The following is a 23,727-nucleotide window of genomic DNA, read 5'->3' on the forward strand; positions in this document are numbered from 1 at the left end:
CATTCGAACATGAATTCGAGTGATCGTGAGGCGATAGCGGCGGACTATGCCGCGCTGCACCAGGTCGTCTCGCGCATCGCCGAGCACTCCTACGATGCGCTGACCACGCCCGAGCGCTTCACTTATCTCGAATCGCTCGAACGCGAGATGCGGCGACTGCCCGTGGCCGGCCACGCGTTGATCAGCCAGATCGACTCCCAGGCCACGCCGGCAGAACTCGGCGGCAAGTTCGCGCACGTACTGGCCGACCGGTTGCGCATCACCGGCGGTGAAGCCACTCGCCGGATCACCGACGCTCGCACGCTGGGCAGGCGGCAGGCGCTGACGGGAGAGCCGCTGGCACCGCACTACGAGGCCACCGCGGCCGCCCAGCGCGCCGGGCTCGTCGGGGCTTCGCACATCGCGGTCATCCACCGCTTCTTCGACGAGCTGCCCTGCTGGGTCGACGCCCCCACCCGGCAAGCCGCCGAGGCCGACCTGGCCCGCTGGGCGAGCGCTCATCGCCCGGAGAGTCTGCGCAAAGTCGCCGAGCGCATCACCTGCTACCTCAACCCGGACGGCCAGTTCACCGACCAAGACCGCGCTCGGCGCCGCGGAGTGAACCTGGGCACCCAGGACAGCGACGGCATGTCGCGCCTCAGCGGCTGGCTCACCCCCGAGGCCCGCGCCACCTGGGAAGCGGTGCTGGCCAAGCTCGCCGCGCCCGGCATGTGCAACCCGGATGACGACACGCCGGTGGTCGACGGCGAAGCGCCCGAAGAGGCGGTGCAGCGCGACACCCGCACAGCGGCTCAGCGGAACCACGACGGCCTCAACGCCGCGCTAAGAGCGACGCTGTGCAGCGGGAACCTCGGCCAGCACAACGGGTTACCGGCGGCCATCGTCGTGACCACCACGCTCGCCGACCTGGAAGCCGCCGCGGGTAAGGGCTTGACCGGCGGGGGCACCATCTTGCCGATGTCCGACGTGATCCGCCTGGCTCGGCACGCTCATCACTATCTGGCCGTATTCGATAAGGGCAAAGCGCTGGCGCTGTACCACGCTAAACGGCTGGCCTCGGCGGGACAGCGAATTGTCTTGTATGCCAAGGATCGCGGCTGCTCGGCACCGGGCTGCGACGTCGCCGGCTACTACTGCGAAGTCCACCACGTCGAAGACTGGGCTAACTCGCACCGCACCGACATCGATCAGCTCACCCTTGCCTGCGGACCGCATCACCGGCTCCTGGAGAAGGGCTGGACCACTCGAAGACGCGCCGACGGCGAGACCGAATGGATCCCGCCACCCCACCACGACCGCGGGCAACGCCGCACCAACGCCTACCACCACCCCGAAAAGCTGATGGCCGAGGAGGACCCCTAGCTAACCAGCCTGCTTAGCGGGCGGACGGTAGAAGATCACCAGCTGGCCAATCGCGCCGGCGAGCCCGAGCACCACCGAGATCAGCAGGCCGCGCCAGCCGTCCATCCAGTTGTGCCCGAACACCACGTAGTCCAGGCTGAGCCTTCCGGCGCCCAGGGTGGCGACGACGACGGCGCTCACCGCCAGGACCAGGTTGTACTCCCAGCCCTCCTTGACGATGAAGAAGCCGTTGGCGCGGTGCACGGTCCAGGCCGCGACCAGCATCAACGACACGAAGCCGGCGGCGGGTATCGGGGTGAGCAGCCCAGCGGCCAGGCCCAGCCCGGCGGCCATCTCGGTGGTCGCGGCCACGGTGGCGTGGAACTTGCCCGGCTTCATGCCGATGCTTTCGAACCACCGCGCGGTTCCCGGGATGCGGCCGCCACCGAAGAACTTGTTGTAGCCGTGCGCGGCCAACGTCACGCCCAACACCAGCCGCAGGATCAGTAACCCGACGTCGTAGGGAGTCATACCTGCAAACCTAGATCATCGGTCGGACCGGACAACAGGACCGCCGAGCAGCTAACTCCGCAGGTCCGTGTGGGACCATTGCGGGCGTTCCGACGTTGGCGTAACGGCAGCTGACCACGAGGGGGTGCACCACGGCGCGTACGGCACGAGGCAGCGGCGCCCGCCGTGACACGTCCGGGACCGCTTCTGACGGGCATTCCGTGGTGTTGCTGGACGGCACGGCGATTCACCCCCGGCAGCTGCTGGGCAACAAGGGCCACGGCATCGAGGCCATGCGCCGGCACGGCCTGGCGGTGCCGCCCGCGTTCTGCATCACCACCGAGGTGGGCCTGCGCTACCTCGGCGACCCGCGGGCAACGATGGACGCGGTCTGGGACGACGTGCTCGACCGCATGCGCTGGCTGGAGGCGGAGACCTCGCGCACGTTCGGGCGGGGCCCGCGTCCCCTGCTGGTCAGTGTGCGCTCGGGGGCCACCCAGTCCATGCCCGGGATGATGGACACGATCTTGGACCTCGGCATGAACGATGACGTCGAGCGAGCGCTGGCCGCGGGCGGCGCCGCGGCGTTCGCCCGCGACACCCGCCGGCGGTTCGACCGGATGTACCGGCGCATCGTCGGAGTGGACCAACACGAGCCGGTGCCCGCCGACCCCTTCGCGCAGCTTCGCGCCGGCATCGAGGCGGTGTTCGCGTCGTGGAACTCACCGCGCGCGGTCGCCTACCGCACGCACTACGGCGTCGGGGAGCGCAGCGGCACCGCCGTCGTCGTCCAGGCGATGGTGTTCGGCAACCGCGGGCCCGATTCCGGTGCCGGCGTTCTCGTTTCGCGCAATCCCGTCACCGGCGACGACGAACCGTTCGGCGAATGGCTGCCCGGTGGCCAGGGCGACGACGTGGTGTCCGGATCGGTCGACGTCGAACCGATCGCCGCACTGCGCGACGAACAGCCGGCCGTCTATGACGAATTGATGGACGCCGCCGAGAAACTCGAGCGGCTGGGGTCCGACGTGCAAGAGATCGAGTTCACCGTCGAGAACGGCAAGCTGTGGCTGCTGCAGACTCGCGATGCCGAGCGGTCTGCTCAGGCCGCGGTGCGCCTGGCGCTGCACCTGCGTCACGAGGGGCTCATCGACGACGCCGAGACGCTGCGTCGGGTGACCCCGGCGCACGTACAGACGCTGCTGCTGCCCGCGCTGCAGCCGGAAGTGCGTTTGGCCGCAAAGCTTTTGGCCAGAGGGCTGCCGGCGTGCCCGGGGGTGGCGTCGGGCAGGGCATACACCGACGTCGACGAGGCACTCGACGCCGCCGAGCGCGGCGAGTCGGTGATCCTGGTGCGCGACCACACCAGGCCGGAGGATGTCTCGGGCATGCTGGCCGCCCAGGCCATCGTCACCGAGGTGGGCGGCGCGGCCAGCCACGCCGCGGTGGTCAGCCGCGAACTCGGCCGGGTGGCGGTGGTCGGCTGTGGCCAAGGCGTCGCCGCGTCGCTGGCCGGCAAGCTGATCACCGTCGACGGCGCCAAAGGCGAAGTGCGGGAGGGCGAGCTGAGCTTGTCCGCGTGGTCGGAAAGCGATACGGCCGAGTTGCGCGAGCTGGCCGACATCGCGCGGCGGATCAGCCCGTTGCGCGCCCACACCTCCGGCGACCACCTGGCGCTGGATGACGCCACGGAGGCCGCCGTGGCGGCCGCCATGGACAGCGGGCATACCGACGTCGTGGCGGCCACCCCGCTCATCGTCATGCTCACCGCGCTGCGCCTGGCCGGGGGCACCGCCCGATGACGGAACTGGCCGTGTTGCAGGCGGTTCGGCTGAAAGGCCGGGTGCGTCCCGCCGAGCTGGCCGCCACCTTGACCGAGGACGTCGCCGACGTCGCGGCGGTGGTCGACCGGCTGACCGCGGCGGGTCTACTGGTCGACGGCCCGATGGTGCGGCTCACCCCGGCCGGGCGTGAGCGGCTCGCGTCCCTGCTCGAAGAGGAGCGCAGCGGCGCCGACCGCGCCGCGCTGCGCGCCGCTTACGACGACTTTCGCCCCGTCAACGCCGATTTCAAGGCCGTGGTCACCCAGTGGCAGCTCAAGGGCGGCCCCGGCGGCACCCCCAACACCCACGACGACGCGCAATACGATGCCGCCGTGCTGGCCCGCCTCGACGACGTGCACGCCCGTGTGCTGCCGATCGTCGAGTCGGCCGCGGCGCAGCTGCCACGGTTGCGCGGTTATTCGGCGAAATTGGCTGCGGCCCTAGGCAAAGTGCACGACGGCGAGACTGCCTGGCTGACCCGGCCGCTCGTCGACTCCTACCACACCGTGTGGTTCGAGCTGCACGAGGAACTGATCACCGCCGCCGGCATGACCCGTGAGGAAGCGGCCCGATCCGGCGACGCGCAGTAGCTACAGCGCCGCCTCGAGCAGCTCCACGTAGGCGTCGATGTCGGGAACGGCGGACTCGGCCGCGTGCACGCTGATCGCGATGGTGTCGCCGATGCCGTGCACGCCGTGCGTCAGGCCCATCACCGGTGACAACGCCGGGTAACCGGCAGTGAGCGCCACCCGGGCGCCCCCGAAGCTCAGGTCGGCCGCGCCACGGTGAACGCTGGACACCACGGTGTTGCCGGAGACCTGTGTCGGCCGGGTGTCGGCGTCGAATTGCGCCACGCCCCAGCGCAACAGGGCCGCGGGTACCGCGGCGAAGGCCCGGTCGGCGCAGCGCGTCGCCGGATCAGCGAACCGGCGCCGGCCGTTGGCCAGCTCCGCCGCGATCCGCTGGGCGCGGTCTTCGGGTCCGAGCTTGGGATACAGCCCCACGGTGACGTTGCCAAAGTGATTAAAGGCTTGCGCTGCACCGGGTTTGGCCGTCGGCACTTCGGCGCCCAGCGTGTCGGCGGCGTCACCGAGTAGCTGGGACAGCGCCGTGGAGATCGCCGTCAGCGCCCCGACGGTAACGGTGGGGCCGCGCAGCTGCTCGCGGCGGCGCACCAGCGTGCGTGCCGAACGGATCGGGCCGGGACGCGCGTTCGTCGGCAGCAGGGGCCGCGGACCGGCACCGGCCGGCAGCACGCCCGCTCGGGTGTCGCGCTCCAGCCGGCGATGGGCGTGGGCCGCCTGCGCGGCCCGCCAGGGCAGGAACCCCGCCCGCGGCCGCGGCACGGAGCGCACGGGGTCGTTCCGACCGAACAGCCAGGCCGCCATCGCCGACGCCCGCGCCCCGTCGGCCAGGGCGTGCGCGACCTGCAGCACCGCCACACAGCCCGGGCCGGTGACGCCCGGGATACCGAGCACCGCCGGGAAGACATGCAGCCGCCAGGGCGACCGGCGGGCGTCGAGCTGGTCGGCGGCGAGGGCGACGACGGCCGCCAGGCAGCCGGCCCAGCCGCGGTCGTCCAGCTCGTGGCGGACCGCCCGGTCGGGCGAGTCGGCCGCCGGAATCCACTGCGGGTATGCCCACGGTCCGCGATCGCGCACCCGAAGCGTCAGCCCTGGGCAGGCGTCAGCTCGCCGGCGCAGTTGCTCGACGGCCTCTGCGTAATCCGCGGGCTCGCCGTCGAACGCGTACAGCAGGAACTCGTCGTTGGGGATCTTGGCCGACATCCAGTAGAACTGCGCATCGACGGCGGCCATCCGCTGCGCCGACATTCAGCCGGGTGAGCCGATGAACCCGAGCACCAGGTCGGCGACCTTGTCGGGTTGTTCGAGCTGCAGGAAGTGCCCCGCGTGCTCCACGATGGCCACCTCGCTGCCGGGCGGCAGCACCTTCTCGGCCCAGCGGGCGAAAGCCGGTGTCATGCAGCCGTCGTCGCGGCCATGCAGGTACAGGCACGGCCACACCGGCTCTTCGGTCCACAGTTTGTTCAGTTCGGCATACTGCGCCGGCGGCCGGGTGTCGCGGAGGGCGCGGTACGGGCCCAGCGCGGCGTGCCAGCTCTCGGGCGTTCCGATCGCCGCGTCCACGTGGCGCAGGTCCTCGTCGGCGCGGTAGCCCGGGGACCACCGCCGCCACAGCAGCGGCAGCACCCAGGACGCGGAATGCTCTGGCGCCACAGGCAATTGGAAGTACATGATGTACCAGCTGCGGAACAGCTGCCGCGCCAGGTGCCCGGCCAGGCGCCCCCGTTCGGCCGCACCGGCCTTGCGCCGGAAGGCGGCCGACGGCGGCACCGACATGATCACCGCCTTGGTGAATGGGCTGTCGGGCATGGCGGCCAGGCCGGTGGTGGCGATCGCGCCCCAGTCGTGGCCGATCACCACGTCGGCGTCGGTCCCCCCCGCCGCCGACCGCACCCGCAGGGCGTCGTCCATCATCGCGCCGACGTGATAACTGCCGTCGGAGGGGATCGACGACGGCGCATATCCGCGCATGAAGGGCGCCACCACGCGCCATCCCGCGTCGACGAGCCGGGGAGCGATCTTGCGGAACCCGTAAGGGGTGTCGGGGAAGCCGTGCAGGCACAACGCAAGGGGGGCAGCGGGGGACCCCCAGGTGAGTGCCTTCAGGTCCCCCGCAGGACTGGGCACGTCGATCCAGCCAGGTTCACCCATGTTCACTCCCTGCTCGGCGGCGCGTCCGCACGGACCAACCTAACGCGTGCGGGCACCACGCGCACCGACCGGTTGCCACACGCGGTCAAACCGCAGCTGCGGCAGGGAGTTTCGCTACACCCGCGCGGCGGCGTCGTCCAGCTCGGCGATGATGATCTTGCGCATGCCATACATGGCTCGGGTGGCCGCCGCCGCGCGGTTCCGGTCGGGATCGCCGATCAACTCGTAGAGCCGGTCCGGCACGATCTGCCAGCTCAGCCCGAAGCGGTCCCTGCACCAGCCGCACTGCGATTCCTCGCCGCCGTCGGTCAGCCGCTCCCAGTAGTAGTCGACCTCGTCCTGGTCGGCGCAGTGGATCGTGAAGGACACGGCCTCGCTGAACCGGAAGTGGGGTCCACCGTTGATGCCGATGAACCGGGTGCCGTCCAGCACGAAGCTGCCGGACAGCACGCTGCCGGGCTCGCCGGGTCCGGCCTCCGTGGTCCGGTTGAAGCCCTCGATGTGCGAGTTCGGGAAGATCGAGGTGTAGAACCTGGCGGCCTCCTCCAGGTCGTGGTCGAACCATAACGACGGGGTGATCGATGGCATGGGGCGCGGCCTCCTCATCGGCTCGTGGGTGTCATCACTGACAGACCCCGGCGATGGCCGAAACTCATCGCCTCGTCGCCCCGGGCACGGGTGCTTAAGCCCCCTATGTAACGTCAGGTCGCATGAGCACCGTCAGCAGCGTCCCTCAGACGGTCGAGTTTTCCGGCGTCGGCGGGATCACCCTGGTCGCCGACGAGTGGAATCGCGGGACCGACGGCGCGGGGCGACCGAGCGTCCTGATGCTCCACGGCGGCGGCCAGAACCGGCATTCCTGGAAGAACACCGGTCAAACGCTCGCCGACGAGGGCCTGCACGTCGTGGCGCTCGACAGCCGCGGACACGGTGACAGCGATCGCGCGCCCAACGCCGACTACGACGTCGAGACGTTGACCGCCGACGTCCTGCAGGTGATCCATGCGATCGGCCGACCCGTGATGATCATCGGGGCGAGCATGGGCGGGCTCACCGGCATCCTCGCCGCCCACCGGGCCGGGCCCGCGGAGGTGACCCGGCTGGTGCTCGTCGACGTGGTGCCGCGGTTCGAGAAGGGCGGCAGCGCCCGGATTCGCGACTTCATGATCAGCGGCCTCGACGGTTTCGACTCGCTGGAGCAGGCCGCCGACGCCGTCGCCGAATACCTCCCGTACCGCGACAAGCCGCGCAGCCCCGAGGGGCTGAAGAAGAACCTGCGCCTACGCGACGGCCGCTGGTACTGGCACTGGGACCCCGCCTTCATGACCAAGCCCGGCGACGACCCCGAGCTGCGCACCGAGAAGTTCGAGCAAGCCGCCAAGAGCCTGTCCATTCCCGTCCTGCTGATCCGCGGAAAGCTCTCCGACGTCGTCAGCCCCGAAGGCGTCCGGCATTTCCTGGCCAGCGTTCCCCGCGCGGAGTTCGTGGAGTTGCCCAAAGCCGGGCACACCGCGGCCGGCGACGACAACGACGCGTTCAGCGACGCCGTGGTGAAGTTCGTCAAACGCCACTAGCTCGCCGGTGGCGACCCGCATCGCCCGGCTACGCCGCCCTCGCGATCGCCACTAGTTCGCCGGCTTTTCGGCGTGCCCGCCGAACTGCTTGCGCATCGCCGACAGCGCCTTGTTGGCGAAGTCATCGAGTGACCTCGAGGCGAACCGGGACTGCAGCGCCGTCGTCAGCACCGGCGAAGGGACGCCCTCGTCGATCGCCGCGATTGCGGTCCACCGCCCCTCCCCGGAGTCGGAGACCCGCCCGGAGAACTCCTCGAGATCCGGCGAATCGTGCAGCGCGATGGCGGTCAGGTCCAGCAGCCAGGAGCCGATCACGCTGCCCCGGCGCCACACCTCGGCCACCTCGGGGATGTCGATGTCGTATTGATAGAACTCGGGATTCGACAGCGGCGCGGTTTCGGCGTCACCTTGCTGCACGTGCTTGCCGATGTCGGCGTTGCGCAGGATGTTGAGCCCTTCGGCAAGCGATGCCATCATGCCGTACTCGATGCCGTTGTGCACCATCTTGACGAAGTGCCCGGCGCCGGACGGCCCGCAGTGCAGGTAACCCTTTTCCGATCGGGCGACCTCGCCGTCACGGCCCGGCGTACGCGGCGCCGCGTCCACCCCCGGGGCGACACTGGCGAAAATGGGTTCGGCGTGCAGGAAGGCCTCGTCGTCGCCGCCGATCATCAGGCAATAGCCGCGTTCCCGACCCCAGACGCCGCCGCTGGTTCCGCAGTCGAGCAGGCGAATTCCCTTCTCGGACAGTGTCTTTGCATGGCTGATGTCGTCGCGGTAGTAGGAGTTCCCGCCGTCGATGACGATGTCGCCGGAGTCCAGCGTCTTGGCGAGCTCCTCGATGACGCCCGTCGTGATGGTCCCGGCCGGCACCATCACCCAGACCACCCGCGGCGCGCTCAGCTTCGCGGCGAGCTCCCGCAGGGACGACACGCCGGTGGTCCTCTCCTCCCCCGCCATGGCCTTGACGGCGTCGGGGTTGTGGTCATAGACCACGCATTCGTGTCCGTCCTTGGCGACGCGGCGGACGATGTTGGCGCCCATCCGGCCGAGGCCGATCATCCCGAGCTGCATTTCTTCCTGTTCTCCTTACTGTGACGACGTGTGCTTTGGCAGCCACGGCCCTTGCCAGCTGCGATGACCGTGCAGCAGCGATTGCGCGGCCTCCGGTCCCCAGGAGCCCTGGTCGTAGTGATGGATCCGGCCGGGTTTGTCCAGCACGGGCTGCACGATCCGCCACGTCTCCTCGATGGCGTCTTCCCGGGCGAACAGCTGCCGGTCCCCGGTGAGCGCGGCATAGAGGAGCCGCTCGTAGGGGCGCACGGCTTCCCCGAGGTCCTCGGCGAACGAGGAGTCCAGGTGCACGTCGTGCCATCCGTCGCCGACCTGGGCGGACAACTGCAGCCGCATCCCGGGATCGGGGTCGATGCGCAGCACGATCTGGTTCGGCTCGGGCGGGCGACGGTTGGGCAGGAACGAGAAACCCGGAACGTGGTGCAGGAACATCCGCACCTCGGTGACCCGTTCGGGCAGCGCCTTGCCGGCGCGCAGAAAAATCGGCACGCCGGCCCAGCGCCAGTTGTCGATCTCGGTCCGCAGCGCGACGTAGGTCTCGGTGTGCGAATCCTTCGCCACGCCGGCGACGTCGGTGTAGCCGCGGTATTGGCCGCGCACGCAGCGGTCGGGATCCAGCGCCGGCATCGCCCGGAACACCTCGGCCTTCTTGTCGTTCAGGTCGTCGGCGCTCGGCCCGACCGGGGGGTCCATCGCGACCAGCGCGAGCACCTGCAGCAGGTGGTTCTGCACGACGTCGCGCAGGGCGCCGACCGCGTCGTAGAACTTGCCGCGGTCCTCGATGCCGAAATCCTCGGCCATGGTGATGTGGATTTCGGAGATGCTGTCGCGGTCCCACAGCTTGGCGAGTGCGTTGTTGGCGAAGCGCAGGTACTGCAGTTCCTCGACGGGTTGCTTGCCCAGGAAGTGGTCCACGCGCAGGATCTGGTCCTCGTCGAGCACGGCGCGCAGCCGGGCGTTCAGGTCGCGCGCCGAGGGCAGGTCGTGCCCGAAGGGCTTTTCCACCGCGACGCGTGCGCACTCCAACAGGTCGGCCTTCGCGAGGTTTTCGACGATGGGCGCGAACAGGGACGGCGGCATCTCCAGGTAGTACAGCGGCCGGCAACCCTTGCCGATCTCCTTCGCGAGCCGGCCGTAGAGCTTTTCGTCGGTGACGTCGCCGTGCAGGTAGGACAGCCGGCCCGCCAGCCGGTCGAACACCGCGCCGTCGAACTTCTCCCCGGACGCCTTGATGGCGTCACGGGCCCGCCCGACCAGCTGCTCCAACGAGATGTCGTCACTGGCCACACCGATGATGGGGACATCCAGCAACTCGCGCGCCTCGAGGCGGTACAAGGCGCGATACGTCATCTTGCGCGCCAGATCACCGGTGATGCCGAAGATCACCAATTTGTTCGAAGCGTTGTCTTTGTTCGAAGCGTTGTCTCCGCCGTCAGCCAAGCCCGCACCTCCGAAAGTCATCCGATCGGCTCTTCCAGACTCACTACCCGCGGCGGTCGGACCTAACACTAGACACCGCGCACAGGCCCGACAACCTCAGGCCATCGGGGCCTTTGGCAGGATGCATGCGTGGGCGACGCGCTGCATATCACGGTCTATGTCGTGGCCGGTGTCGCCGCGATCGAAGCCGTCACCCTCGCCGTGCTGTCGCGGATGCTGGTGCGCAGCCGCCAGGAGATCGACGAATTGCGGCAGCGGACCGACACGCGCAACCAGCTGCTCTCCGGCGGGCGCGAGGCGGTCAAGAGGGTGTGGAACACCGCCAACCTGTTGCGCAAGGAAGGCTTCGGTGCGGCGGTACGCAGCTCGATCGAGGATCTTGCCGACTGGGCGGAGGTGGAACGGCCCGACCTGGCCCGCGTCACACCGGACGGCCGGGTGGTGATCCTGTTCTCCGACATCGAGGAATCCACCGCCCTCAACGAGCGTATCGGTGACCGCGCGTGGGTCAAACTCATTGCGGCGCACGACAAGCTGGTGTCAGACCTGGTGCAGCGGTGGTCCGGTCACGTGGTGAAGAGCCAGGGCGACGGCTTCATGATCGCCTTCGCCCGCGCCGACCAGGCGGTGCGATGCGGCATCGACCTGCAGCATGCGCTGCTAAAGGACGCAAAACGCAAGCGAAATAACGAGATTCGGGTCCGGATCGGCATCCACATGGGCCGCTCGGTGCGCCGCGGTGATGACCTGTTCGGCCGCAACGTCGCAATGGCGGCGCGGGTGGCGGCGCAGGCCGTCGGCGGCGAGATCCTGGTGAGTCAGCCGGTCCGGGACGCTCTGTCCGACGATGACGACATCGGATTCGACGACGGGCGCGACGTCGAGCTCAAGGGGTTTTCGGGCAGCTATCGGTTGTTCGCCGTCGAGGCCCCGGCCGATCCCGACCGGGACTGAAACCCTTGCTCGTCGTATTCGGCCAGCCGCTGGTGCAGGCGGGCCCGGACCTCGTCGGCCGTGTACGCGCGGCGTTTGCGTTGGTCGCGAACCACCAGCGCGCCCCCGGCGACGACACCGGCGACACCGGCCAGCCCGAGCCACTTCCACACATTGCGCATGGACACAGAGTATTCGGGTTGTGATTAACTTGGTGCTCTTGTAACCGGACACAGGCGATTCGGCTCATCATGCTGACCCTTGACGAAGCGCTGAACGAGACGCGCACGGGCGATCTCTGGCTGTTTCGTGGCCGCTCCCGGCCCGACCGTGCAATTCAGACGTTGACGAACGCACCGGTGAATCACGTCGGCATGACGGTCGCGATCGACGACCTGCCGCCGTTGATCTGGCACGCCGAACTGGGTGACAAGCTCGTCGACATGTGGACGGGAACCAACCACCGCGGCGTGCAACTCAACGATCTGCAGCAGGCCGTCCTGCAGTGGACGCAGCGCTACGGCCAGCGGTGCTGGCTGCGTCAGCTGACGCCGCACCCCACCCGCGAACAGGAGAACAAGCTGCTGCGGGTGATCGCACGGATGGACGGCACCGCTTTTCCCACCACCGCTCGGCTGACCGGCCGCTGGTTCCGCGGCCGGATCCCGACCATCAACGACTGGGTGCGGGGAATTCCCGTGGTGGACAGCAAGGTTTGCGAGCAGACCCGGCACCGCCGCGAAGAACGCAAGATGAGCCTTTCGACGGCGTATTGCGCGGAGACGGTGGCGATCACCTACGAGGAGATGGGATTGCTCGACACCGACAAGGACGCGAACTGGTTCGACCCGGGCAAGTTCTGGAGCGGTGACACGCTGCCGCTGGCGCCGGGCTATCAGCTGGGGGACGAAATCGCCGTGACGGTAAGCCAAGTCGGCTAGTCGACCGACATCTCGCCCAGCTCCGACCACCCGGCCGCGTCGATCGTCTGATTGATGATCTTCGGGGTGGACGTCAGGGCCTGCGGCAGCTCGCGCATCGCCCGCTTGAAGTGGTCGCTGTTGACGTGGACGCCGCCCGCCTCCTCGTCACGGAACGCCTCCACCAAGACGTATTCCGCTGGGTTGTCCAGGCTGCGCGACCACTCGAACCACAGGTTGCCCTCTTCGGCCCGAGTGGCGGCCGTGAAGGAGGCGACGAGTTCTGGCCAGCGGTCCGTCCACTCGGGCTTGGTCTCGAACTTGACGACGATGAAGATCATGGCCGGCCCCGCCTAGCTCTGTGTCGAAGACGCGCCCGCTCGGTCCCGGCGAGCAGCGTCAGCATAACCGCCCACCGGGGGCGCCGGACGACCATCGCGTCAGCAAAGTTTGCCCCGGGCGTCTTGATGGACGCCCGGGGCACACCCTGTCTTTGATTCCACATGGATCGCGAACCGGCCATCCGCCCCGGCGGAGTGGCCCGCCTCACAAACCGCTCGCGGGTCGGGCCATTTCACTTCGCCGTGGGTCCCGTTCTATTGACGTGTCCTATACGCGTCGAATAGCGGCGCAATAGATTGAGACATTCGCGAATTGATTTCGTTAAGGATTTGCAATTCCCGGGTCGCCGGGCGGCGGCAATTCGGGCGCCGGCGGGGCCGGCGGCGCCGGTGGTGCCGGTGGCGCCGGGGCCGTGGCATCCACCAGGACGGGGGGTGCCTCCGGCGGTGGCGGCGGCGCGTCGGGGGCAGGCGGCGGCGCGTCCGGGGCCGGCGGCGGCGGCGCGTCCGGCGGCGGGGGAAGGGCACCCTCGCCGTCCGGCGGCATCGGCAGGAACATGTGGTGGGTGAAACCCGCCTGGTAGGCGCCAGCACCACCGATGTGCACGCCACCGCGCTCACCGCTGGATACCGGGGTCCCGTCCGGCAGCGTGGCGGCCGTGTGGCCGCCGTTCCACCCGATCACGAGGGCGTTGGGGGCGGTGCCGTACTGGAAGCCGCGGGCCAACAATGCCGCTTCCTCGTTGCCCGTATTGAACCGGTTTCCGAAGACCGGCCTGTCGGACGCCGCGTTGGCAACCCAGGAAACGAGCCCCGAGCAATCCGTCCCGGCGGGAGAATCTCCGCCTGCAATATAAGGCGTCCCGGAGACTTGATTGATCAATGACATCAATGTTGCAAGTACTACCATGGCCGGCGACGCTAGCAATAGCGATTATTGTTCGCCAAAATTTGTGGCGCACGTCATTCGCTCACCGGATAATGGCGTTCGTCGCACCTTCAGCGGATCGACTTCGCAACGCCAGACGCGGCCGCAGCAAACTAGCCGGCAGACGATCAGCGGGTCTCGGGCCCACGTTCGGTGTCCGTCGTCTGCCGGTCGATGTCGGCTTGCTCGCGCTGGACCGTGGCCTCGCCGCGCGTCGCTTGTTCCTCCAGGCGGCGCAGCCGGGCACGCTCCCGCTCCTCGGGCACGCCTTCGCGTTCGTCCGCGCGCCACTCTCGTTCGTCCGCTACTTGCTCGCGATCGTCCGCGATTCGATCCCGTTCATCGGCGAGCAGGTCCCGTCGCTCGGCCATCCACTCGCGCCTTCTGACTGCGGCCTCGCGCTCGTCGAGCGCCTCCTCGCGCTTGTCAGACGCCTCAGCCCGACGTTCGAGCTCTTCGGGCGTGTCGGGGCAGTCATCAGCGACCACAGTGGCAGTCTAACGCCGCGGCCGCCCAGCCGCGCCGGCCGCTTCGGCTGCCCCGCCACCGCCAAGTCCGCTCCGCCCAACCGTCGTTGCCCTCGGCCGAGAATCCTCGCGACGCCGCCGAGATTTGTTGAACGGCAATCACATTCCGAACTTGGCGCGGGCCTCGTCCGTGACGGGAGTGAACAGGTTGACCAGGTTGCCGTCCGGATCTCGCAGCAGCAGTGCACGGTTGCCCCACGGCATGGTGGTCGGCGCCGTCACGACCTCTCCGACGCCCTCGCGCAGCCGCTCGTATTCCGCGTCCACGTCATCGACGAGGAACTCCACGATCACGCTGCGGTTGGCCGCTGGCTCGGCGGATCCGGCCGAAAACAGCGGCACGGTCTTGTCGCTGCCAATGGCCAGCGTGCCCACCGGCGTCGGGATCTCGGCGAACAGCTCGTTGCCCCAGACCGCGGTGACGCCGGTGACCGTCTCGTAGAAAGCGACGAGCCGGTTGACGTCGGCGGTGATGATGCGGGTGGAAACGAACTTCATGGAGCCCTCCTGACGGCCGTGGCGGTGCATGGTCATGCGACGAGGGCATGCTACGAACCACCTCCGACAAGGAGGCGTCCGTCGCGTGTGCCTTAGACGGGCGTCCAGATCCCGTTGTTCCAGAAGCCCCAGTTGCCGGCGCCGGTCGGGTTCCACATCAACTGGGCCCCGGGCGCCCACGACGGCGGCGGGGGCGCCGGCGGCGCCCAGGCCGGGGGTGGACCCCACGGACCCGCGCCCGCCGGATAGCTCTGGCCCGCCGGGCCTTGCCAGTCGTGGCACTGATTCCAGTCCCAGTTGTAGACGTTGCCCCAACCGGGGTTCCACGGATTGCCCGGGCACCAATGTGAGGTCGGCGCCGCCTGCGCTGTGCCGCCGGCCGGCCCGATGGCGAAGAACGCGAACCCACAGCCCACGACGAACCCCATGAACCGCCGCGCCCACGGCCTCGGCCCCTCGACAACCGCCATCCCTAAAGCATTTCCCTCGAGCGCAATCCAGGCAAGTGGTTCATCCCGGCCGCCCACCCGGCGCACGGGTGTCGCCCGAGTATCGTCGGGATATGCCGCTGCGGTACGTGGACCCGCACAAGAGACGGGGTCCGTTGTATCGGGCCAGTGTTCGATTCGGTCGTTCGCGCGCAGGGCAGTTCATGGCCAGGCACATCGCGCGTCATACCGACCCCTACCTGTTCCGTCTCACCGGTGGGCGGGTCAACATGGGATCGATCATCAATGCGCCCCTCGTGACCACCGGCGCGAAGTCGGGCCGGAAGCGCGAAGTCCAGCTCACGTACTTCCACGACGGGGCCGACGTCATCCTCGTCGCCTCGAACTTCGGCGGCACCAAACACCCGCAGTGGTACTACAACCTCAAAGCGCATCCGGAGTGCGACTTCGGTGCCGAGCCGTTCACCGCCGAGCAGGTCACGGACGCCGAGGAATACGACCGGCTCTTCGAATTGGCCAACCGGATCTCTCGGGATACGCGGACTATCGGGACAGGGCGGCCCCCGCGGGCCGGCAGATCCCGATCTTCCGGCTGAAGCCGCGCTGACGCTGGACGCGGCTCAACCGCCTAGACGTTGAACCGGAACTCCACCACGTCGCCGTCGGCCATGACGTAGTCCTTGCCCTCCATCCGGACCTTGCCGGCCGCCTTGGCCGCGGCCATCGAGCCGGCGGCGATCAGGTCGTCATAGGACACGATCTCGGCTTTGATGAAGCCCTTTTCGAAATCGGTGTGGATCACGCCGGCGGCCTTGGGCGCGGTGTCGCCCTGGTGAATCACCCACGCCCGCGCCTCCTTGGGGCCCGCGGTGAGGAACGTCTGCAGCTTGAGGGTGTGGAAACCCGCGCGCGCCAGCGCGTCGAGCCCGCGTTCGCTCTGCCCGATCGACTCCAGCAGTTCCGCCGCAGACTCGTCGTCCAGTTCGTTCAGCTCGGCTTCGATGGCGGCATCCAGGAACACCGCGTCGGCGGGTGCCACCAGCTGGCGCAGCTCGGCGATGCGCGCGGCGTCGGTCAGCACGGCCTCATCGGCGTTGAAGACGTACAGAAAAGGCTTGGTGGTCAACAGGTTCAGCTCCCGCAGCAGCGACGTATCCGCCCCGGCGCCGAACAGCGTCGTGCCGCCGTTCAACGTCTCCTGGGCGACCGCCGCCGCGTCGTACACCGGCCTGCGCTCCTTGCTGGTGCGCGCTTCCTTCTCCAGCCGCGGCAGGGCGCGCTCCAGGGTCTGCAGGTCGGCCAGGATCAACTCCGTCTCGACCACCTCGATATCGGACCTGGGATCTACCTCACCGGCCACGTGCGTCACGTCGTCGTCGGAGAACACCCGGACCACCTGGCAGATGGCGTCGCATTCGCGGATGTGCGCCAGGAACTTGTTGCCGAGCCCGGCGCCCTCGGACGCGCCCTTGACCAGGCCCGCGATGTCGACGAACGTCACCGGCGCCGGCACGACGCGCTCCGAGCCGAACAGCTCGGCCAGCTTGTCCAGGCGCGGATCGGGCAGCGGAACGACGCCCTCGTTGGGTTCGATCGTCGCGAACGGATAGTTGGCCGCCACCACATCGTTGCGGGTCAGCGCGTTGAACAGCGTCGACTTACCGACGTTGGGCAGACCTACGATTCCCAGGCTCAGGCTCACAGGGACCCAAGTCTAGGGGGCGGCGGCGCGGCCGGCCGCCGTGGACCGTTCGCGCACCTCTCCGGCTCGCGGCCGTGGCACGCCCATGATCGCTACGAGGTATTTACGGGCCTTTCGGTCCATTCCCGGTACGGTCTACATGTGTCAGGACAGCGGCCAAAGTCGACGGTGGAGCCATCCCACCGCTCGATTCACCCAGATATCCCAGGTATCCCGTGGTATGCCGCCCTGCTTTTCGCCGTCACCGCCACCGCGATCGGCTACGGAATCGACGCCGGCCACAAGGAGCTGACCCACGTCTTCGCCGGCTTCTATATAGCCGGCTGCGTGGCGGCGGTCCTGGCGGTGCGCCAGGACGGGCTGTTCACCGCCATCATCCAGCCCCCGTTGATTCTTTTCTGCGCGGTGCCGGGCGCCTATTGGTTGTTCCACGACGGCAAAGTCGGGCATCTCAAAGACCTGCTGATCAACTGCGGCTATCCCCTCATCGAGCGCTTCCCGCTGATGCTGGGGACCGCCGGCATCGTGCTGCTGATCGGGTTGACCAGGTGGTACTTCGGGATGTCGCACCAGACGACCTCGGCGCCGAATGCCCCCGACGAGGCGCCGTCCAGCGACGTCAAGTCCGTCGTGGGCGGCGTCATGGGCGGCGTCGTCGCCAAACTACAGGCGATGTTGCGTCCGGAATCCGAACAGGAATCCGGCGCCGACGACGCCGACGACGCGTCACCCAGGAAGGCGCGGGCCGGCCGCGGTGCCGCTTCCTCGGCACGGGCACGCCGGACGGCGCGCGGCGATCGGTCCGCCACCCGCTCCGCCCGGGCCCATTCCCGGCGCACCCGGGAACCGCTGGACGATGCGGGCGAAGCCGGCGAGCGGCGCCCGAGCCGGAGAGGCTCGTCGGCCGCCCGGGACTACGACGCCGCCGAACCGGCCCGCCGTTCGCGGCGCCGTCCCCGCCCCGACGGCGATTCGGACCCGCGCGGCCAGTCGCCTCGTGAATCCCGTCGCGAGCCCCGCACCCGCCGCAGCCCCTATGAGCGGCCGTACGAGCAGCCCCGGTCCAGCCGTTTCGACGGCTACGACCGGCCGGGGGCCCCGGAGCAGTTCGGCCGCTACGACAGCTACGACCGCTATGAGCCGGCCTACGAGCCGCGGCGGCGGCGCCCCGCCCCCAACGGCAACAACGGGACGCATCACCCGATCTCGCAGGTCCGCTACCGGGGGGCCGGCGCATCCGATGAGCCCGGGGCCGAGCCTCGCCCGGAGCGCCGGAACCGCTCGCGGGCACACGGCCGGCCTCAGCGGCCCTCGGCGGATTCCTGGGAATACGACGTCTGAGTTCCGCCCGGCGGATCAGAGCAATGAGGGATCAGAGCAATGACCGGATCTCGCGCGGCAGCGCGAACACCAGGGTCTCCTGCGCCGTGGTGACGGGCTGCACCACGTCGTAGCCGTGCTCGGCCAGCCGCTCCAGCACACCGCGCACCAAGACTTCGGGGACCGACGCTCCGGAGGTCACGCCCACGGTGGTCACGCCTTCCAGCCAGGCGGGGTCGATGTCGTCGGCCCAGTCGACCAGGTGCGCGGCCGCGGTGCCACCACCGAGCGCCACCTCGACCAGCCGGACGGAGTTCGACGAGTTCCGCGACCCGACGACGATGACCAACTGGCATTCCGGGGCCATCGCCTTGACCGCGACCTGCCGGTTCTGGGTGGCGTAACAGATGTCGTCGCTGGGCGGATCCTGCAACTTGGGGAACCGTTGCCGAAGCCGGTCGACGATCTCCATGGTCTCGTCCACCGACAGCGTGGTCTGCGACAGCCAGACCACCTTGTTCTCGTCCCGGACCGTTACGTTGTCCACGGCGGCGACCCCGTCGACCAGCTGCACGTGGTCGGGCGCCTCGCCGGAGGTCCCGATCACTTCCTCGTGCCCCTCGTGGCCGATCAGCAGGATGTCGTAGTCGTTGCGCGCGAATCGCCTCGCCTCGTTGTGCACCTTGGTCACCAGCGGGCAGGTGGCGTCGATGGTGTGCAGGTTGCGTTCGGCGGCCGCCGCGTACACCGTGGGCGCGACCCCGTGCGCGGAGAACACCACGATGGATCCCTCGGGCACCTCGTCGGTTTCCTCGACGAACACGGCGCCGGCCTGTTCCAGCGTGTTCACCACGTGCCGGTTGTGCACGATCTCGTGGCGCACGTACACGGGCGCGCCGTGCTTTTCCAGCGCGCGTTCGACCGTCTCGACGGCCCGGTCCACGCCCGCGCAGTAACCACGCGGCTCCGCCAGAAGCACTCGCTTGCGGGCTGGATCGCTGGCTACCGAGCTGGACGCACCGGGAATTCCCATGTCGACAGTCGGCGGCATGACACCCAGGGTACGTTCTGCGGACACGGGCTTGCCAGCTCGCGGCGGTGGGCTTGGAGTTCGCCGTCGCTTGAGGCAATCTTGGACCCATGGCTACTGCACCGTATGGAGTTCGGCTGCTGGTCGGCGCGGCGACAGTCGCCGTCGAGGAGACCATGAAGCTGCCGAAAACCATCCTGATGTACCCGATGACGTTGGCCAGTCAGGCCGCGCACCTGGTGATGGTTTTTCAGCAGAACCTGGCCGAGCTGGTGATCAAGGGCGACAGCACCCTGGAGAGCATCTTTCCGCCGAAGGACGAGCAGCCGGAATGGGCGACGTTCGACGAGGATCTGCCCGAGGCGGTCGCCGCGCCCACCGACCAGGGCATCGGTGCAGGCGAACGCCGGACCGAGGGGCGGTTCGCGTTGTACTCACTCGCCGACGCCGCCGCCGACGCGGCGCCGTTGAAGCAGGGCGGGAGATCGTCGGACAAGCCTGCGCTTGCGCAACCGTCCGTGGTGGCCGAGCTCGACTACGCGACGCTGACGCTGGCCCAGCTGCGCGCCCGCCTGCAGTCGCTGAGCGTCGACGAGCTCGAAGCCCTGCTGGCCTACGAGCAGGCCACCAAGGCCCGCGCGCCTTTTCAGACGCTGCTCGCCAACAGGATCACCCGCGCGAACGCGAAGTGACGCCGGCCCCACCTCCCGAGCCCAACTCCGCCGAGAACCCGTTTCCGGTGCGCGCGGTGGCCATTCGCGTCGCGGGCTGGATCGACAGGCTCGGCACCGTCTGGGTCGAGGGCCAGCTGGCCCAGATCAGCGCCCGGCCCGACGCCAAGACGGTGTTCATGGTGTTGCGTGACCCGGCCGCCGACATGTCGCTGACCGTGACCTGTTCGCGCGATCTGGTGGCCAATGCGCCGGTGAAGTTGGCCGAGGGCACGCAGGTGGTGGTCTGCGGCAAGCCCTCGTTCTACACCGAACGGGGCAAATTCTCGTTGCGGCTCAGCGAGATTCGCGCGGTCGGTGTGGGCGAACTGCTGGCGCGCATCGATCGGCTGCGCCGGCTGCTGGACGCCGAAGGGCTCTTCGATCCCCGGCTCAAACGGCCGATCCCCTTCCTGCCCAACATGGTCGGCCTGATCACGGGCCGGGCCAGCGCCGCCGAACGGGACGTGACGACGGTGGCCTCCGGACGCTGGCCGGGGGTGCGTTTCGCGGTGCGCAACACCGCCGTTCAGGGGCCCAACGCGGTGGCGCAGATCGTCGAAGCGCTGTACGAACTCGACCGCCACGCCGAGGTCGACGTGATCGTGGTCGCCCGCGGCGGGGGCAGCGTCGAGGACCTGTTGCCGTTCTCCGACGAGACCCTGTGCCGCGCCATCGCGGCGTGCCGCACCCCGGTGATCAGCGCGGTCGGGCACGAACCCGACAATCCGCTGTGCGACCTGGTCGCCGACCTGCGGGCCGCCACCCCGACCGACGCGGCCAAGAAGGTGGTCCCCGACACCGCCGCCGAGCAGCGCCTCGTCGAGGACCTGCGCCGGCGCAGCGCGCAGGCGCTGCGCAACTGGGTCTCCCGTGAGCAACGCGCCCTGGCCCAGGTCCGCAGCCGGCCGGTGCTGGCCGAGCCGCTGACGGCGCTGACGGCGCGCGCCGACGAAATCCACCGCGCCCGGTCGGCGATTCGCCGCGACATCACCCGCCTGGCCGCCGCCGAGACCGAGCGCGTCGGTCACCTCGGCGCGCGGCTGGCCACGCTGGGCCCGGCCGCCACGCTGGCCCGCGGCTACGCCGTGGTGCAGGCCGTGCCGGATTCCGCGGCTCCGGCGGTGCTGCGCTCGGTGGCGGACGCGCCCGCGGGCACCCGGCTGCGGGTGCGGGTCGCCGACGGCGCCGTCGCCGCGGTCAGCGAGGGGCGGGCCGATGGCGCCTGACGAAGAGGAGCGGTCGATTACACCCATTAGTGGCCTGGGCTACGAAGCGTGCCGGGACGAGCTGATCGAAGTCGTCCGACTCCTCGAGCAGGGCGGCCTGGACCTCGATGCGTCGCTGAAGTTGTGGGAAAGAGGCGAGCAGCTGGCCAAACGATGCGAGGAGCACTTAGCTGGAGCCCGCAAGCGCATCGAGGATGCGCTTGCGGGCGGGGATGCCGACAACGCCTGAAATCCGGCCGCCTAGGCAATTGCGGCCTGACCGACTTACCGAACTAGAACACGTTTCAGTTAGGATTCGCCCATGGCTGATGCAGCACTGACCACCGAACTCGGCCGCGTCCTGGTCACCGGCGGTTCCGGGTTCGTCGGCGCCAACCTGGTGACCACGCTGCTGGACCGCGGATATCGGGTGCGTTCGTTCGACCGGGCGCCGTCGCCGCTTGCGCAGCACCCGCAGCTCGAGGTGCTCGAGGGCGACATCACCGACACGGCCGTGTGCGCCCGCGCGGTGGACGGGATCGACACCATCTTCCACACCGCGGCGATCATCGACCTCATGGGCGGCGCGTCGGTGACCGACGCGTACCGGCAGCGCAGCTTCGCGGTCAACGTCGGCGGCACCGAAAACCTGGTGCACGCCGGGCAGGCGGCCGGTGTGCAGCGATTCGTCTACACCTCGTCCAACAGCGTCGTGATGGGCGGCCAGAACATTCCCGGCGGGGACGAGACGCTGCCCTACACCGACCGGTTCAACGACCTGTACACCGAGACGAAGGTCGTCGCCGAGCGATTCGTGCTGGCGCAGAACGGCATTGATGGCATGCTGACGTGCGCGATTCGGCCCAGCGGGATCTGGGGGCGCGGCGATCAGACGATGTTCCGCAAGCTGTTCGAAAGCGTGATCGCCGGGCACGTCAAGGTGCTCATCGGCCGCAAGTCAGCACGGTTGGACAACTCCTACGTGCACAATCTGATTCACGGATTCATCCTGGCGGCCCAACACCTCGTCCAAGGCGGCAGCGCGCCGGGTCAGGCGTACTTCATCAACGACGACGAGCCCATCAACATGTTCGAGTTCGCCCGGCCGGTGGTCGAGGCGTGCGGCGTCAACTGGCCGCGGGTGCGGGTGAACGGCCCGATGGTCCGCGCGGCGATGACCGGTTGGCAGCGGCTGCATTTCCGCTTCGGCATCCCCGCACCGCTGCTCGAGCCGCTGGCCGTCGAGCGGCTGTATCTGGACAACTACTTCTCGATCGCCAAGGCGCGCCGCGACCTCGGCTATGAGCCGCTGTTCACCACCGAGCAGGCGATGTCGCAGTGCCTGCCGTATTACGTCGACATGTTCCAGCGGATGAAAAGCCAAGCGGAGGCCGCATCCACGAAGCCGGCGGTCGGCGGGGCGAACTGAACGCGCTGGCGGGGCCGCTGACGAAAACGCCGGAGCGGGGCTAAGGTTCCCTCAGCGGCGACGACGCGGAGGGCGGCCCGGTTGCATGAACACCGAATTCACGCTCAACCAAAAGCGCGCCCTGGCGATACTGACGGCGATCGCCCTGCTGTTCGCCGCGTACTTCCTGCGCGACTACTTCGTGCTGATCGTCGTGGCCGCGGTCGGGGCCTACCTGTTCACGCCGCTCTTCAATTGGTTCGGCCGGCGGCTGGGCACCGGTTTGGCGGCGACCTGCACGCTGTTGTGCGCATTGGTGATCGTCATCGTGCCGGTCACGCTGCTGGTGATCCTGGCGATCGTGCAGATCTCGCGCATGGTCAATAGCATCACCGAGTGGGTGAAGTCCACGGACCTGAGCGGCCTCGGCGACCGCACCCTGCACGCGGTGAACGAGCTGCTGTCCCGGGTCCCGTTCGCGCACATGACGATAACGACGGAAACCCTGCGCAAGGCGATGGTCACGGTGGGCCGCAACGTCGGTGAGTGGGCGCTGCACTTCCTGCAGGGCGCCGTCGGCGGTCTGGCCGGCGCGATCACGTCGGCCATCATCTTCCTGTACGTGTTCGTCGCGCTGCTGGTGCACCGCGAGCGGGTGCGCAGATTGATCGCCGATCTCAACCCCCTCGGCGACGAGGTGACGGATCTGTACCTGGCCAAGGCGGGAGCGATGGTGCGCGGCACCGTCAATGGCCAGTTCGTGATAGCCCTGTGCCAGGGCGTCGCGGGCGCCGCGTCCATCTATGTGGCCGGCTTTCACCACGGATTCTTCATCTTCGCGGTCCTGCTGACCGCGCTGTCGATCATTCCCCTGGGCGGCGGGATCGTGACCATCCCCTTCGGCATCGGCATGGTCTTCTACGGCAACATCGCCGGGGGCGCGTTCGTCGTGCTCTGGCACCTCGTCGTGGTCACCAACATCGACAACTTCCTGCGCCCGATCCTGGTCCCGCGCGACGCGCGGCTGAATCCGGCGTTGATGCTGCTGTCGGTGTTCTCGGGCATCGCGATGTTCGGCCCCTGGGGCATCGTCATCGGCCCCGTGTTGATGATCCTCGTCGTCACCACCGTCGAGGTGTATCTGGTGGTGTTCAAGGGAACGGAACTGGACGTACCCGACAAACCGCCCGTCCGCCGCAATTGGCTTCGCCCGCAGGCGAAGTCGGGCACCGCGCCATCGGCCGCCGAATAGTGGC

The 23,727-nt window shown here is 68.8% G+C and carries 26 protein-coding genes and 1 pseudogene; 13 read left to right on the plus strand and 14 right to left on the minus strand.

Translation table 11 applies throughout. From position 1 onward, the window contains the following. Window positions 1-9 precede the first annotated feature (9 nt). Window positions 10-1,362, plus strand: a complete 1,353-nt coding sequence (locus tag BST44_RS10470) for an HNH endonuclease signature motif containing protein (RefSeq protein WP_083177055.1) — start codon at window positions 10-12, stop codon at window positions 1,360-1,362. On the opposite strand, the gene BST44_RS10475 is transcribed toward BST44_RS10470, so the two are convergent. After that, a complete protein-coding gene (locus BST44_RS10475) occupies window positions 1,363-1,872 on the minus strand; it encodes a DoxX family protein (RefSeq protein ID WP_083177056.1) in 510 nt (169 codons plus the stop codon). Window positions 1,873-2,072: 200 nt separating this feature from the next. On the opposite strand from BST44_RS10475, the gene BST44_RS10480 reads away from it, so the two are divergent. Continuing rightward, complete coding sequence (locus BST44_RS10480; RefSeq protein WP_083177057.1) at window positions 2,073-3,653, plus strand: pyruvate, phosphate dikinase; 1,581 nt, start codon at window positions 2,073-2,075, stop codon at window positions 3,651-3,653. Further along, the gene (locus tag BST44_RS10485) at window positions 3,650-4,264 is read left to right on the plus strand and encodes a MarR family transcriptional regulator (protein ID WP_083177058.1); all 615 of its coding nucleotides are present in this window, start codon (window positions 3,650-3,652) and stop codon (window positions 4,262-4,264) included. Before BST44_RS10480 ends, BST44_RS10485 begins: the two co-directional genes overlap by 4 nt. Here BST44_RS10485 and BST44_RS10490 read toward each other — a convergent pair whose 3' ends face one another. The 3 genes from BST44_RS10490 to BST44_RS10500 all read right to left on the minus strand — a co-directional run bounded on the left by BST44_RS10490 (window position 4,265) and on the right by BST44_RS10500 (window position 6,997). After that, the gene (locus tag BST44_RS10490) at window positions 4,265-5,506 is read right to left on the minus strand and encodes a WS/DGAT domain-containing protein (protein ID WP_083177059.1); all 1,242 of its coding nucleotides are present in this window, start codon (window positions 5,504-5,506) and stop codon (window positions 4,265-4,267) included. Beyond that, window positions 5,507-6,409 carry an alpha/beta fold hydrolase gene (locus tag BST44_RS10495; protein ID WP_083177060.1) on the minus strand — a complete coding sequence of 301 codons (903 nt, stop codon included), beginning with the start codon at window positions 6,407-6,409 and terminating at the stop codon, window positions 5,507-5,509. It lies immediately after the preceding gene. 114 nt (window positions 6,410-6,523) lie between these two features. Then, a complete protein-coding gene (locus tag BST44_RS10500) occupies window positions 6,524-6,997 on the minus strand; it encodes a VOC family protein (RefSeq protein ID WP_083177061.1) in 474 nt (157 codons plus the stop codon). Between the two features lie 122 nt (window positions 6,998-7,119). Between BST44_RS10500 and BST44_RS10505 the strand changes: the two genes are divergently transcribed. After that, complete coding sequence (locus tag BST44_RS10505) at window positions 7,120-7,983, plus strand: alpha/beta fold hydrolase (protein ID WP_083177062.1); 864 nt, start codon at window positions 7,120-7,122, stop codon at window positions 7,981-7,983. A 51-nt stretch (window positions 7,984-8,034) separates the two neighbouring features. On the opposite strand, the gene gnd is transcribed toward BST44_RS10505, so the two are convergent. Further along, on the minus strand, window positions 8,035-9,057 hold the full coding sequence (gnd, locus tag BST44_RS10510; RefSeq protein ID WP_083177063.1) for a phosphogluconate dehydrogenase (NAD(+)-dependent, decarboxylating): 1,023 nt from the start codon (window positions 9,055-9,057) through the stop codon (window positions 8,035-8,037). A 15-nt stretch (window positions 9,058-9,072) separates the two neighbouring features. After that, the gene (locus BST44_RS10515) at window positions 9,073-10,518 is read right to left on the minus strand and encodes a glucose-6-phosphate dehydrogenase (RefSeq protein WP_083177064.1); all 1,446 of its coding nucleotides are present in this window, start codon (window positions 10,516-10,518) and stop codon (window positions 9,073-9,075) included. A gap of 108 nt (window positions 10,519-10,626) precedes the next feature. On the opposite strand from BST44_RS10515, the gene BST44_RS10520 reads away from it, so the two are divergent. Next, complete coding sequence (locus BST44_RS10520) at window positions 10,627-11,451, plus strand: adenylate/guanylate cyclase domain-containing protein (RefSeq protein ID WP_083177065.1); 825 nt, start codon at window positions 10,627-10,629, stop codon at window positions 11,449-11,451. Here BST44_RS10520 and BST44_RS10525 read toward each other — a convergent pair. After that, window positions 11,403-11,612: a hypothetical protein gene (locus BST44_RS10525; protein WP_065442369.1), complete on the minus strand. Its 210-nt coding sequence runs from the start codon at window positions 11,610-11,612 to the stop codon at window positions 11,403-11,405. The genes BST44_RS10520 and BST44_RS10525 overlap by 49 nt on opposite strands. 69 nt (window positions 11,613-11,681) lie before the next feature. Between BST44_RS10525 and BST44_RS10530 the strand changes: the two genes are divergently transcribed. Next, complete coding sequence (locus BST44_RS10530; RefSeq protein WP_083177066.1) at window positions 11,682-12,371, plus strand: guanylate cyclase; 690 nt, start codon at window positions 11,682-11,684, stop codon at window positions 12,369-12,371. On the opposite strand, the gene BST44_RS10535 is transcribed toward BST44_RS10530, so the two are convergent. The 5 genes from BST44_RS10535 to BST44_RS10555 form a co-directional block, all read right to left on the minus strand. Further along, window positions 12,368-12,691: a putative quinol monooxygenase gene (locus BST44_RS10535; protein ID WP_040622461.1), complete on the minus strand. Its 324-nt coding sequence runs from the start codon at window positions 12,689-12,691 to the stop codon at window positions 12,368-12,370. The genes BST44_RS10530 and BST44_RS10535 overlap by 4 nt on opposite strands. A 322-nt stretch (window positions 12,692-13,013) precedes the next feature. Continuing rightward, the gene (locus tag BST44_RS10540; RefSeq protein WP_083177067.1) at window positions 13,014-13,601 is read right to left on the minus strand and encodes a glycoside hydrolase; all 588 of its coding nucleotides are present in this window, start codon (window positions 13,599-13,601) and stop codon (window positions 13,014-13,016) included. A 146-nt stretch (window positions 13,602-13,747) separates the two neighbouring features. Beyond that, window positions 13,748-14,107, minus strand: a complete 360-nt coding sequence (locus tag BST44_RS10545; protein ID WP_083177068.1) for a hypothetical protein — start codon at window positions 14,105-14,107, stop codon at window positions 13,748-13,750. A 138-nt stretch (window positions 14,108-14,245) separates the two neighbouring features. Next, window positions 14,246-14,644, minus strand: a complete 399-nt coding sequence (locus BST44_RS10550) for a VOC family protein (protein WP_083177102.1) — start codon at window positions 14,642-14,644, stop codon at window positions 14,246-14,248. Window positions 14,645-14,736: 92 nt separating this feature from the next. Then, window positions 14,737-15,072, minus strand: coding sequence for an Mtp family mycobacterial-type pilin (locus BST44_RS10555; protein WP_083177069.1), 336 nt, complete (start codon window positions 15,070-15,072; stop codon window positions 14,737-14,739). Window positions 15,073-15,206: 134 nt separating this feature from the next. Between BST44_RS10555 and BST44_RS10560 the strand changes: the two are divergent. Then, window positions 15,207-15,700, plus strand: a pseudogene (locus BST44_RS10560) (nitroreductase/quinone reductase family protein). Window positions 15,701-15,721: 21 nt separating this feature from the next. Here BST44_RS10560 and ychF read toward each other — a convergent pair. Then, window positions 15,722-16,795, minus strand: coding sequence for a redox-regulated ATPase YchF (gene ychF, locus BST44_RS10565; protein ID WP_083177070.1), 1,074 nt, complete (start codon window positions 16,793-16,795; stop codon window positions 15,722-15,724). Between the two features lie 141 nt (window positions 16,796-16,936). Here ychF and BST44_RS10570 point away from each other — a divergent pair, with 141 nt between their 5' ends. Then, a complete protein-coding gene (locus BST44_RS10570; protein ID WP_208619768.1) occupies window positions 16,937-18,136 on the plus strand; it encodes a DUF6542 domain-containing protein in 1,200 nt (399 codons plus the stop codon). Between the two features lie 31 nt (window positions 18,137-18,167). Here BST44_RS10570 and BST44_RS10575 read toward each other — a convergent pair whose 3' ends face one another. Beyond that, entirely contained in the window at window positions 18,168-19,166 is a 999-nt protein-coding gene (locus tag BST44_RS10575; RefSeq protein ID WP_083177072.1) for a 4-hydroxy-3-methylbut-2-enyl diphosphate reductase, read from the minus strand. A gap of 89 nt (window positions 19,167-19,255) precedes the next feature. On the opposite strand from BST44_RS10575, the gene BST44_RS10580 reads away from it, so the two are divergent. The 5 genes from BST44_RS10580 (at window position 19,256) to BST44_RS10600 (ending at window position 23,723) form a co-directional block, all read left to right on the plus strand. Beyond that, complete coding sequence (locus tag BST44_RS10580) at window positions 19,256-19,837, plus strand: lipid droplet-associated protein (RefSeq protein ID WP_083177073.1); 582 nt, start codon at window positions 19,256-19,258, stop codon at window positions 19,835-19,837. Further along, on the plus strand, window positions 19,834-21,084 hold the full coding sequence (gene xseA / locus BST44_RS10585) for an exodeoxyribonuclease VII large subunit (RefSeq protein WP_083177074.1): 1,251 nt from the start codon (window positions 19,834-19,836) through the stop codon (window positions 21,082-21,084). Before BST44_RS10580 ends, xseA begins: the two co-directional genes overlap by 4 nt. Continuing rightward, window positions 21,074-21,313 carry an exodeoxyribonuclease VII small subunit gene (locus BST44_RS10590; RefSeq protein ID WP_083177075.1) on the plus strand — a complete coding sequence of 80 codons (240 nt, stop codon included), beginning with the start codon at window positions 21,074-21,076 and terminating at the stop codon, window positions 21,311-21,313. The genes xseA and BST44_RS10590 overlap by 11 nt, the downstream gene beginning before the upstream one ends. 72 nt (window positions 21,314-21,385) lie before the next feature. Continuing rightward, the gene (locus BST44_RS10595) at window positions 21,386-22,492 is read left to right on the plus strand and encodes a 3-beta-hydroxysteroid dehydrogenase (RefSeq protein ID WP_083177076.1); all 1,107 of its coding nucleotides are present in this window, start codon (window positions 21,386-21,388) and stop codon (window positions 22,490-22,492) included. An 85-nt stretch (window positions 22,493-22,577) separates the two neighbouring features. Then, entirely contained in the window at window positions 22,578-23,723 is a 1,146-nt protein-coding gene (locus BST44_RS10600) for an AI-2E family transporter (RefSeq protein WP_083177077.1), read from the plus strand. Window positions 23,724-23,727 lie beyond the last annotated feature (4 nt).

Origin of the sequence: Mycobacterium scrofulaceum (assembly GCF_002086735.1) — a bacterium.
Lineage (GTDB): Bacteria > Actinomycetota > Actinomycetes > Mycobacteriales > Mycobacteriaceae > Mycobacterium > Mycobacterium scrofulaceum.